This window comes from uncultured Turicimonas sp. (assembly GCF_902477955.1).
Lineage (GTDB): Bacteria > Pseudomonadota > Gammaproteobacteria > Burkholderiales > Burkholderiaceae_F > Turicimonas.
This window is the reverse complement of the sequence record NZ_CABSJB010000059.1, coordinates 1-10,987: the sequence shown is the minus strand read 5'-3', so window position 1 is coordinate 10,987 and position 10,987 is coordinate 1. Positions and strand designations below refer to the sequence as shown.

The 10,987-nt window shown below is 45.3% G+C and carries 11 protein-coding genes; 8 read left to right on the top strand and 3 right to left on the bottom strand.

Features of this window, described 5'->3' with window-relative positions:
- From RDK53_RS11780 to RDK53_RS11750, 7 genes are all read left to right on the top strand, one after another.
- A partial coding sequence (locus RDK53_RS11780) for an MFS transporter (RefSeq protein ID WP_308515111.1) occupies positions 1-1,257 on the top strand: 1,257 nt, incomplete at its 5' end.
- A 221-nt stretch (positions 1,258-1,478) separates the two neighbouring features.
- The gene (gene trxA, locus RDK53_RS11775; protein WP_308515109.1) at positions 1,479-1,799 is read left to right on the top strand and encodes a thioredoxin; all 321 of its coding nucleotides are present in this window, start codon (positions 1,479-1,481) and stop codon (positions 1,797-1,799) included.
- Between the two features lie 94 nt (positions 1,800-1,893).
- On the top strand, positions 1,894-3,156 hold the full coding sequence (rho, locus tag RDK53_RS11770) for a transcription termination factor Rho (protein ID WP_066593477.1): 1,263 nt from the start codon (positions 1,894-1,896) through the stop codon (positions 3,154-3,156).
- A 283-nt stretch (positions 3,157-3,439) separates the two neighbouring features.
- Positions 3,440-3,736 (top strand): type B 50S ribosomal protein L31, encoded by a 297-nt coding sequence (locus tag RDK53_RS11765; protein WP_066593479.1) that lies wholly within the window; start codon positions 3,440-3,442, stop codon positions 3,734-3,736.
- Positions 3,737-3,834: 98 nt separating this feature from the next.
- On the top strand, positions 3,835-5,568 hold the full coding sequence (locus RDK53_RS11760) for a hypothetical protein (RefSeq protein WP_308515106.1): 1,734 nt from the start codon (positions 3,835-3,837) through the stop codon (positions 5,566-5,568).
- Positions 5,569-5,585: 17 nt separating this feature from the next.
- On the top strand, positions 5,586-6,974 hold the full coding sequence (locus tag RDK53_RS11755; protein WP_308515104.1) for an MATE family efflux transporter: 1,389 nt from the start codon (positions 5,586-5,588) through the stop codon (positions 6,972-6,974).
- A gap of 64 nt (positions 6,975-7,038) precedes the next feature.
- The gene (locus tag RDK53_RS11750) at positions 7,039-8,694 is read left to right on the top strand and encodes a M20/M25/M40 family metallo-hydrolase (RefSeq protein WP_308515102.1); all 1,656 of its coding nucleotides are present in this window, start codon (positions 7,039-7,041) and stop codon (positions 8,692-8,694) included.
- Positions 8,695-8,729: 35 nt separating this feature from the next.
- On the opposite strand, the gene RDK53_RS11745 is transcribed toward RDK53_RS11750, so the two are convergent.
- Positions 8,730-9,287 carry a flavodoxin gene (locus tag RDK53_RS11745; protein WP_308515100.1) on the bottom strand — a complete coding sequence of 186 codons (558 nt, stop codon included), beginning with the start codon at positions 9,285-9,287 and terminating at the stop codon, positions 8,730-8,732.
- A gap of 67 nt (positions 9,288-9,354) precedes the next feature.
- Here RDK53_RS11745 and RDK53_RS11740 point away from each other — a divergent pair, with 67 nt between their 5' ends.
- Positions 9,355-9,519, top strand: coding sequence for a hypothetical protein (locus RDK53_RS11740; RefSeq protein ID WP_308515098.1), 165 nt, complete (start codon positions 9,355-9,357; stop codon positions 9,517-9,519).
- A 35-nt stretch (positions 9,520-9,554) separates the two neighbouring features.
- On the opposite strand, the gene RDK53_RS11735 is transcribed toward RDK53_RS11740, so the two are convergent.
- A complete protein-coding gene (locus tag RDK53_RS11735; protein WP_308515096.1) occupies positions 9,555-10,397 on the bottom strand; it encodes a DUF3737 family protein in 843 nt (280 codons plus the stop codon).
- 5 nt (positions 10,398-10,402) lie between these two features.
- The gene (locus RDK53_RS11730) at positions 10,403-10,819 is read right to left on the bottom strand and encodes a cyclophilin-like fold protein (protein ID WP_308515094.1); all 417 of its coding nucleotides are present in this window, start codon (positions 10,817-10,819) and stop codon (positions 10,403-10,405) included.
- Between the last annotated feature and the right edge of the window lie 168 nt (positions 10,820-10,987).

The following is a 10,987-nucleotide window of genomic DNA, read 5'->3' as shown; positions in this document are numbered from 1 at the left end:
TATTGCTTCACATTATTCTCTTCCACACCTTCGACGAGGACCGATACAGTACATCGGAAGAAAAATTATTTACAAATTATCGAGATGGCCTTTGATAAACACATCGCTGCACTTGCTATCGGAACCTTTTGTCTCGGCGCGGCAGAGCTTGGAATTGTTCCCGTACTTGCAGATATCGCCCGGGATCTTCATGTGACGATTCCTCAGGCCGGTTTGTACGTTTCGGCCTATGCTGCAGGCGTCTGCGGCGGAATTATCGGCCTCCTGCTCTTCGGACGGGACGCTAATATAAAAATAAATTTATTAATCGCAGCCTGTCTTATTCTTTGCGGAAATCTCGGCGCCAGCTTTGCGCAAAGTGATATTGAGATGCTCGGAGCACGCTTCGTCTCCGGAATGCCTCACGGGATTTTCTTTGCTCTAGGAGCCGTTGCTTGTGAAAGATTAGCCGAACCGGGAAAAGCGTCTCGAGATGTTACCTTGATGGTCCTCGGGCAGACTTCGGCAAACTTTTTAGGAGTTCCTTTGGGCGCCTGGGTAGGCTTTGCTTTTTCCTGGCGCTTTATTTTTATAGGGATAGCTTCGCTTGCAGCCGTTCTCATAGTTGCCCTTTGTTTTTGGCTTCCGTCTCTCCCGGTAAAAAAGCAGCCTCTCACCCGAGAAATCGAACCTCTCAAGCATCCGTGGCCATGGATCATTTTGGGAGGTGTAGCGCTTGGCAGCGGCGGTTTTTATGCTTATTACTCTTATGCCGATCCAATTATGGAGACCATTACGCACCTGCCTGCTGAAGAAATGACATTAGTGATGATTGTTGCCGGGGGCGCCATGTTCTTCGGTAATCTGGCTTCTGCCCCTTTAACCAAACGGTTCCGCGATGAAGCCCTAGTAGCGTTCGGGCAGACTCTCATCGTTATCGCAACTTTATGCGCCCTCTTCTTTTCCGCAAACAAGTACACCGCCGTCTTCTTCCTTGCATTAGCCGCATTCGGGTACTACTTTTTGGCCGGTCCGATGCAGGCTCTGATCATTCAAGGCACTAAAGATGCGAAGATTATTATCGCCGCCCTTGGTCAAGTCGCTTATAACAGCGCTAACGCTATCGGTGCTTGGCTGGGAGGAGAAGCTATCAAAGTTTCAGACTCCTCAATAACATGTGCCATCCCCGCCAGCGTTCTAGGTTTTGCTTCCGCCGTTCTATTCGTCAGTATTTTTTTCTATAGCCGAAAAAGAACGAATCAGCTGACAGGTCGCTGAGCACAGAATGCGATTAATTTCTTCAACTTCGTTAATAAATAAAAACAAAAACGAACCGTGTAGTATTTCTAAGTATGCTAATTTATGCAGAACACTCTGCCTCCCATGTTGGGGAGTCAGGAAACGGGTCGGTTGATATCAGTGTTAGGATTACCCTATCTCTCCGAGGACAACCAGGCTTCGCTGACCCTATTTAGTTTTTTTAAAAAAGGAAATAAATTATGGGCTTACAAAGTGTTGATGACGCCAGCTACGTTGACCAAGTTTTGAATGCAAAAGGCGTTGTAGTAGTTGATTTTTGGGCTCCGTGGTGCGGTCCATGCGGTATGTTAGGACCAGTTCTTGAAAAAGCAGCAGAAACTCTGCCGGAACACGTCAAGATCGTTAAATACAATGTTGACGAATCCCAAAGCGTTGCTCAGCAACTCGGAGTACGTGGTATTCCTACTCTTGCCGTTTATAAAGACGGCCAGCTCCTCGCCCAGCAAGCCGGCATGATGAATTCTGCTCAATTTGCCGCTTTCTTAAAACAATTCGTATAAAATCCTGCCTGCGGCTTAAGTTCTCTATTAAGCCGCAACACTCCCTTCCTTTTAACAACACCTCGAAATCTATCTGTGGATTTCGTTTCAGATAATGCATCTTTCAGAACTCAAGCAGAAACACGTTTCCGAGCTATTAGACATTGCTTTGGAATTAGATGTTGAAAATGCCAGCCGTCTTCGCAAACAAGAATTAATGTTTGCAATCTTGAAAAAAAGAGCAAAGGCTGGTGAACAAATTTTTGGTGACGGTACCTTAGAAGTTTTACCGGACGGCTTCGGTTTTTTACGTTCTCCGGTTTCTTCCTATCTCGCCAGTCCTGACGACATTTACATCTCCCCTTCTCAAATACGCCGCTTCAATCTGCATACAGGCGACACAGTTGAAGGTGAAGTCAGAACGCCAAAAGACGGAGAACGCTACTTTGCGTTAGTTAAAGTCGATAAAGTAAACGGTCTTCCTCCGGAAGAGCTCAAGCATAGAATTCTTTTCGAGAACTTGACTCCGTTATTCCCTGATGAGCCTCTGAAACTTGAAAGAGATATTAGAAGCGAAGAAAATCTCACCGGCAGAATCATCGACATCATTGCGCCGATCGGTAAAGGCCAGCGCGCTCTTTTAGTGGCTTCTCCGAAGAGCGGTAAAACAGTCTTGATGCAGCACATCGCACATGCTATTACCGCCAACTATCCGGATGTTGTTCTAATGGTTCTTCTGATTGATGAACGTCCGGAAGAAGTTACGGAAATGGAACGTTCAGTTAAGGGCGAAGTTATTGCGTCCACTTTCGATGAGCCCGCAACCCGTCACGTTCAAGTGGCCGAGATGGTTATCGAAAAAGCCAAACGCTTGGCAGAAAGCAAAAAAGACGTTGTCATTCTTCTCGACTCCATTACACGTTTGGCCCGCGCCTACAACACCGTTGTCCCAACTTCCGGCAAGGTTTTAACCGGCGGCGTGGATGCCAATGCTCTTCAAAGACCGAAACGCATTCTCGGCGCCGCCCGTAAATTAGAAGAAGGCGGTTCCCTCACCATTATTGCTACGGCTCTTAACGAAACCGGCAGCAGAATGGATGATGTTATCTATGAAGAATTTAAAGGTACCGGCAACATGGAAATCCATCTTGACCGCAACCTTTCCGAAAAACGTGTTTATCCGGCTATTAACGTCCGTAAGAGCGGTACACGCCGTGAAGAACTTCTTCTTGAACCATCAGTTCTGCAGAAAACTTGGATCCTTCGTAAGATTCTTTACGAAATGGATGAAATCCAGGCTATGGAATTCTTGGTTGACCGTATGAAACCAACTAAGAACAATGCCGAATTCTTTGAAATGATGGGCAGACGAGGTTAATTGAATACCAAAGGCTGGAACTGATGTGTTCCAGCTTTTTATTTTGGAACAAATTCTGCAGAGGACCAAAGGAATTCGGCCCCGACAGCCGCTTCAATTTTTCTTATCAATTTGATTTTTCTCTGCGAAACTCTGTTTTTAAACTTGCCTTTTTTCCAGGAAAGAGAGATAATTCGCGTTTGTTTTTATTCATTTTAGGCACGTTCTGGCATACCTAGCGTAAGACTGGCAATGGTCAGCGGTTTCGTAAGGCGAGTGGCGACCGATTTATTTAAGGTTAACAATGAAAACCAATATTCATCCGCAGTATCGTGAAGTTGCCTTCACAGACATGTCCATCGGCAAGACTTTCATCATCCGCTCCACAGCTGATGCCCGTGAAACAATCGAAATCGATGGTGTTACATATCCTCAGGTCAAGCTCGATACATCCAGCGAGTCTCATCCTTTCTACACCGGTGCTCAGACACGTATCGTCGAAGCCGGCCGTGTAGAAAAATTCCGTCAGAAATTTGCTGCTAAGAATGCCGCTCTCAACGCTTCTGCTGAGCAGGCTAAGGCAGCCAAAGCTAAGAAGTAATTTAGCGGCGGAAAGTTCCGATAAGGTAGCTACGGCTGCCTTATTTTTTATATATAGTTAGTAATTTATATATTCTTAACTTGTGAGATTCGAGTCATATGCTCAGTGAACGCTCTTCTCCAGCTGTTGTGAGCGCTGCCGCGGCACATAAACTGCCTCGGTATGCTTTACTAGCACTCTTAATCTGTTTCATCGCTCCCTTCCTCTTATCGCCTCAGCTGTTAGGGAGTAAAAATCTCACTAGTTTCGGCATTGCCTGGACGATGGTCAACGGCAGCCTGTCCGACTGGCTTATCCCGAACATCACAGGCCAGTATATTTATGACACCGGCCCTCTCACTTCTTGGGTCAGTTCATTGTGCATCTTAACTTTTGGTCAAATTATCGGTCCGGTTCGTGCTTTTCATCTAACCTCCGGCCTTTGGTTTGCCATTATTACCGCCTGCATCTGGTATTCCACATATCTTTTAGCCCGGAGAGACGAAGCTCAACCCGTCAGTTTTGCCTTCGGAGGCGAAGCCGCCAGAAAAGACTACGGTCGTGTCGTGGCGGATATTACTCTGTTGATCACAATCGGTACTTACGGCTTGTTAGAGCCTTTTCATGAAATTTCTCCGACAACTACCCTTCTGGCTGTAGCGTCTATTTGTTTCTTCGGTATTGTTCTCAGCCTTGAAGATCTTAAGAGAGGCTCTCTTTTAGCAGGCCTGGGCATCGGCCTCGGCGCCCTAACAACGACTATCGGAGCCAGCATCTGGCTTGCATTTGCGACTTGGGTAGCCTACATCTTTACCCCGGACTATACCAGCCGCTCAAAACGCGTTCTCACTACTTTCGTGACGGCTCTTATCGTTACTTGTATTTGGCCTGCATTTGTATTCATTTTTGTACCGGACCAAGCCTCCGTCTGGTTTACCAACTGGCTCCATTCCAGCACGAAAGAGTTTTCTCTTCTATCTATTACTCAATATCCATGGCTGTTAAAGAATATGGCATGGATAACATTCCCGGCTTGGCCGTTTGCCATTTGGGCAGTATTCGCATGGAGAGGCAGCCTTAAGTGTGCACCAATCTCCGTTCCACTTAGCTTTCTTTCGATTTCTTTGTTCTCCATCCTCTTTACCGGGCTGGAACCGAGAACCACGATGTACTGTTTGGTTCCATCGCTTGCCGTGTTAGCAGGTTTCGGGATTATCAGCGTTAAAAAGAGCAAAGAAAACATTTTGGATTTGTTCTCCGGCATTGTCTTTACCATCGGCCTCATTGTCGTTTGGATTTACTACTTTGCTTGGACGACAGGCTACTTTGCTAAGATGGCTTATTCTTTGCGCCGACTTGCTCCTGCCGTTACCCCGGGAACATCGTATCTGCTGTTAGCAATCGCAGCTGCCGCTACTCTTTTCTGGCTTGCTGTCGTCGGCTGGAGACTATTTAAGCATCCGGTGGTTGCATGGAGAGGAACTTGGCTTTCTGCCTGCGGTTTGACAGCCTCTGCTATTGTAGTTTGTTCACTTTTCCTGCCGATTTTCAACGGCGCAAGAACCATGGAATACACGGTTGCCGCCATCAAGACAACTTTTGATGCCAACAGCAAACCGGGCGACTGCATTGAAGCCATTAACCTATCCAGTTCGGATCGTGCCGCGTTCTACGCTTTGGCCAATCTTCCGTTTGGAAAACCAGGTCAGCAGTGCACTTTCGCACTAAAGACAATCGATTTCGGCGGCTCTCCCGCCGGTGCCGTAACCGATAAATGGGAAGTTCTTACCAACGTTCCGGGCCGTCCCCGTTCCGACGAGCGATATCAGCTTCTCAAACGTTTTCCTTTCTAGATACTGATTTAAGTTTTATGTCCGTTACACCGACACGATTAACGCCGCCATCGACTTCGTATTGGTCCATTATCAAGCTTTCCGCGCCTATTTGGGTTTCCAATTTAGCAATTGTCGGTGGAAGCACCATCGATACTTTGATGGCCGGTCACTTAGGTCCTACGGATCTTGCCGGTGTTGCCATTGGTATTGCCGTTTCTATCTCAATCTTTGTCGGTTTAGTGGGAATTATGCAAGGCTTGTCACCAATTGCAGCTCACCATTTAGGTGCCGGCAAACACGAAAAAATCGGCCCCGAACTCCACCAGACTCTTTGGATTGCCGTTTTTCTGTCCATCATCGGCGTTTTAGTTATGACGTATACGCCGTTATGGATGAGTTTGACCAATGCACAAGGCGAAACGGCAAAGATTGCTTCCCTATACCTCATTATCAACGCGATTGGACTTCCCGGAGCCATGGCTGGACGTGCTTACTTGGCGTTGAATGCTGCAGTGTCACGTCCGAAGATTGCTATGTGGATTTCCCTGCTAATGCTGGCGTTAAAAGCTCCCTTTAATGCCCTTTTCATGTACGGTTGGGGACCGATCCCTGCATTAGGAGGCGCCGGATGTGCAGTCTCCTCTGCCCTTACTTCTTGGCTCACCCTCTTATTATTCTGGGGGATTTGGCATTTCGACAGTTTCTATGTCCGCATGAGATCGGAAACGTTCTCATTGCCGAATTGGAAGATCATGGCGGCTCAGCTTAAGCTCGGCATTCCTATCGGTCTGTCGGCATTCTTTGAAGTGACGTCATTCACGTTCATGACAATTTTTATTTCCCGTTTAGGAGAGGTTACAGTTTCGGGTCACCAGATTGTTGCTAATTTAACTTCTCTTTTCTATATGCTTCCGCTCTCCATCGGCGTAACCGCTTCTGTTTTGGTCTCACAGAGTCTTGGAGCAGGAAGCGCGGAGTCTGCACGGAGAGCTACGTTTAATTGTCTAAAATTCGGCATCTGCTGTGCGATTGTCGTTTCATTGATTCTATATTTCTTCAAATATTTCTTTGTAGAACTCTATACAGACAATACCTCTGTCATTGCCATCTCAGCACTCTTGATTCCTTTTGCCGCGTTCTATCACGTCTTTGACGCCATTAACTGCATTGGGTCTTTTGCCATGAGAGGGTATCGCATCACGGTTGCTCCAATGGTTCTATACGGAGTATTGCTTTGGGGCATCGGCTTAGGATTAGGAAGTCTTTTGACGTTTACCGATACATTAACCGCCGCACCGCTTGGCGCCAGAGGCTATTGGAGTGCTATCACGATTGGTTTGACGATGTCGGGTATTGTTGTCGGATTCCTCGCCGTCATGGTTGCAAACAATACTGTTAAAGGTAAAAAGGTCTGGCTTAAATAAATCAATTTCCTCATAGCTGAGTCCGCTTTTTTCCTTAAAATCAGAAAAATCTGAGGAGGAAAAAGTGGACAACAAATTAGCTTTAAAGGAAGAAATACTTCTCCTGACTAAACAGCTCTGTGCAATTGCTTCCGTTTCGACTGACGCAGAAAAGGAAAATGAATGCGCAGAGTTTACTTTTAACTATCTCTCGTCTATTAAACCGGCCTCTCCGCAGACAATAGAAGCAAAACTAATTCCTTGCGAAAAAGATCCTTGGAATCGAAAAGCTGTTCTCGGTTTTCTTTCTTCTCCGCAATCTCAGAGGCGTACGATTTTGCTTACCGGACACTTTGATGTCGTCGCTACCGATGTTTGCGGAGAGCTCAAATCTCAGGCATTTGAACCGGACTTGTATACAGAGCTCCTACGAGAGCGTTCGCTTAATCCGGAAGCTAAAAAAGATTTACATTCTGGGAATTGGCTTTTTGGACGCGGCGTCATGGATATGAAGGGAGGACTTGCTCTCTTTCTGGCCATGATCAAAGAATATGCAGAATCCGGCTGCGGAGTCAATCTCTTGTTTCTAGCCGTACCTGATGAAGAGAACAGTAGTGCCGGCATGCGAGGCACTATCCGCAAACTAAATTCCTTTATCAAAGAAAAGAAACTGGATGTCCTCGCCGCTTTTACCGGAGAACCTTGTTTCCGGACCACTCCCAATGCATCGGGCCAATCATTCCGTCCCTATTACACCGGCACAACGGGAAAAATCATGCCTTTCTTTTACTGCGTCGGGAAGGCAGCGCACGTCAACGATTACTTTCAAGGCCTCAACTCGGTTCTCTTAGCTTCAGAAATCGTGACGAAGATGGAAGCGAATCCGGCCTTCCTTGAAGGACAAGGTAGTTGGCTTCTTTCTCCTCCTACCTGTCTGGGCTTCGAAATTAGAAGAAACGGTTATTCAGTCACGCTCCCTGAAAGAACCGTTTGCTATTTCAATCTTCTAACTATAGAAAAAACTCCTCAAGAAATCTTATCCTTCTGCGTGGGGCTTGCCCAAGATGCCGCAAGTTCAACTTTAGAAACTTTAAAGACATCCGAAGAAACTTTTATTCGAAGAGGAGGAACATCGAGCCCCCTTCCGAAGATAAAAGTTCTCAGCTATTCCGAACTTCTGAATAAAGTTAGGGCTCAGTTTAAAGACAACGAAACCTTCGATCGGACGTTAAAGAAAGAACTGTCATCGAGACAAGATTCTTTCGATGAACGGGAACAAGCCATCCGAATCACTGAAGCGATTATCTCTTTGAGTCATTCAAGTGAGCCTCAAATTGTAGTTGGTTTTCTTCCGCCCTATTATCCGCCGAGAATTAATAAGAGAAGGAATGAAAAAGAAAGTAGAATCAAAGACCTCCTTCTTGAAGTGATTGCCAAGAGTAATCATTTGGCGGCCGATTCCGACAGCACTTTCATAGAGGTATTCGGAGGCATCACTGATTTGTCCTATCTTGGATATGAAGGAACTCCCAAAGACTTAGAATTCATTGCGGATAATCTTCCGGGATGGGGCGAAACTTTTTGGATTCCCATTCAAGAGTTAACGGAGCTAAGCATTCCAATTGCTAATTTAGGCCCTTCCGGCAAAGATGCTCATAAGATGACCGAAAGACTTGAGCTGGATTATTCTTTAAGAACCGCACCAGAGCTGCTTAGATTTGCCATTGAGAAATTAAGCTAACTCCAGTTGTGGAATTCTTGAGCTCAGGATGTTATTTAACCTTTGAGAGACTCTTCAATCCATTTATCCAGCTTGTTCAAGGCTGAGGAAACTTCAGAACTCGAGCTGTAGAAATGCGGCTCGATTGTTGCCTTTGGGCAGAGCCTTCTGATATCTTCTATGGCGCCTCTCGGACTTGAACTGCCGGAAGTGATGAAAGGATGAATTCGTTTGCCATCTAACGGATGATCTTTGAGAAAAGTTCTCATTGGAACATCTAAGCCGCCCCACCAGTATGGACCGCCGACGTAGATGTCTGTATAGCCGCTCAGGTCCGGAATTTTTGTAGCAATTTCTCTTCGTGCATCCGAACGAATCTCATCTCTTGCCAAATAGGTCATGTCATTGTAGTTTTCAGCGTATGGTTTAACGAGCTCTAAACGGATTATCGGATATCCTGTCTTTTCGTGGATTCTTTGAGCTAGACCGAAAGTATTTCCGGTTCTCGAGTACACAACGATTATTCCTTTGCGGACGTTTTGTGCGGACACTGGAAGAATGCTTAGAGCCGCCGCTGAAAAAACCGTTCCTATCACTTGTCTTCGCTTCAACATAATTTTCTCTTTGACTTGAGTTACTCAGAAAAAAGGTAAAAGTTCTCCATCATCAGGCAAATGCCTAATGTCTTTATTTGGAAGAGTTAACGTAGGCCAGCAGCTCCGTCTAAAAACGACTTTTGATTTAAGCCAAATTCACATCCTTCGTCTTACAAATGAGATGAATGTGAATTTACGCAACCGCTTGCTGACTCCGTCAGCCGGAAGACTTCTTTCTGTGCCTCTTTGAGATTGAACAGGAAGAAGTAATTATTAACTTCAGAGTTATTCTTTTCTCTTTAGAATTGACGCACGGCCGGGCTCTTCTTCAATGATTTCTCCGTAATCATCGGCAAGAATCGAACCTGACAGCGGATTCTTAACGGAAAGAACCGAGCCACGGATTTCAGCACGTACCGATGATTCTTCAAATGCAAGATCGGTGTTTTTCATCGTGCAATTCTTAAGAATAAGATCCTTTGCAAAGCACAGCGGCTGAGTTCCTTCTATTTCACAGTTTTCCAAAACCAGATTAGTAGAAAACCAACCGAGGTATTCGCCTTTAACTACGGAGTTTCTTACCGTGACGTTTTCGCTATGCCAGAAGGCGTCTTTGGTATCTAAAACAGAGTCTTCAATAACGATATCCCGGCAGTATTGGAAGGAATATTTGCCTTTCTGCTTCACATTCTTCAAGTACAAATCTTGAGTATCCAAGAACACATACTCGGCTTCCAAAGTCGAATCGTTTACTGTAATTCCTCTGCACTTCCAGCCAAACTCAGGAGAGTTGATAAGGCAACGCTCTAAGAGAATGTTCTGGCAGTCGCGAAGAGCTTTGATGCCTCCTAAAACAGAATCTAAAATTTTGCCGTTAAAACAGTACCAAAGGCCAGCTCTTGCCCTCTCATCAAGACTGCACTTCCATAGCTCAAATCGATCAGCATGCCAGAGCGGATATCTCAAGGAGAAGGAACAGTTCTCAACCAAAATGTTTTGAGGATGTTTAAGCGGAGACTCTCCATCGGTCGGTCCGGCAAAAATACAGTTTCTCAGAGCCGTGTCTTCCAACTTGCACAGAGCTCTTTCCATGTCAAAGCTTTTTCCGTTTATTTCATGGTTCAACATTAGGATTAATCCTTTAAAAAAAATCTTACCTTTCTGCTTCCCGATTCCTTTATGGCTTTCAAAGCTTCCGGAGATAAGGTTCCCAAAGAATAGAGACCGGTAGAGGGGCAAAAATCTTTGATAAATACGGCGAGGTTCCCCCAAGGAGCGTAGTAAGTCAAATCTCCGGTCAATGGAGTAAAACCATTTGCTGCGCCAGCCGGAGTTAGTTTTTTTGTTAAGTACGCTATCCTCTCAAAAGCGCCGTAATCCTCAAACTTCAATTCTTGGGGAAGCTGTTTTAAAAATTCTTTAGCTTCTTGACTGTCATTTAAGCTGACAGAATATTCTTTTCCGTCACATTCCAAGTAGATTTCTGCAGCCATACTATTACCAAAAATAAGAATACCAAGCAGGGTGACCAATAATCTGATTGTTTTCATTTTCAACTCCATAGGGGAGGGATGAAAAAATTTTAGGACTTCCTGCAAAGAATGTGAAATACTTATTTTAGATAGTATTTATTATTTTTATGCATAACTACCAAAAGGCCGCACCTGTCTTTAACACTTTTTATTTAGTCTGATCCGTTTTGAACCCCGATGGGTTCT

Coding starts and splice junctions, on each gene's coding strand:
- trxA (WP_308515109.1), top strand. CDS start 1,479: ATGGGCTTACAAAGTGTTGATGACGCCAGCTACGTTGACCAAGTTTTG.
- rho (WP_066593477.1), top strand. CDS start 1,894: ATGCATCTTTCAGAACTCAAGCAGAAACACGTTTCCGAGCTATTAGAC.
- RDK53_RS11765 (WP_066593479.1), top strand. CDS start 3,440: ATGAAAACCAATATTCATCCGCAGTATCGTGAAGTTGCCTTCACAGAC.
- RDK53_RS11760 (WP_308515106.1), top strand. CDS start 3,835: ATGCTCAGTGAACGCTCTTCTCCAGCTGTTGTGAGCGCTGCCGCGGCA.
- RDK53_RS11755 (WP_308515104.1), top strand. CDS start 5,586: ATGTCCGTTACACCGACACGATTAACGCCGCCATCGACTTCGTATTGG.
- RDK53_RS11745 (WP_308515100.1), bottom strand. CDS start 9,287: ATGTTGAAGCGAAGACAAGTGATAGGAACGGTTTTTTCAGCGGCGGCT.
- RDK53_RS11740 (WP_308515098.1), top strand. CDS start 9,355: ATGTCTTTATTTGGAAGAGTTAACGTAGGCCAGCAGCTCCGTCTAAAA.
- RDK53_RS11735 (WP_308515096.1), bottom strand. CDS start 10,397: ATGTTGAACCATGAAATAAACGGAAAAAGCTTTGACATGGAAAGAGCT.
- RDK53_RS11730 (WP_308515094.1), bottom strand. CDS start 10,819: ATGAAAACAATCAGATTATTGGTCACCCTGCTTGGTATTCTTATTTTT.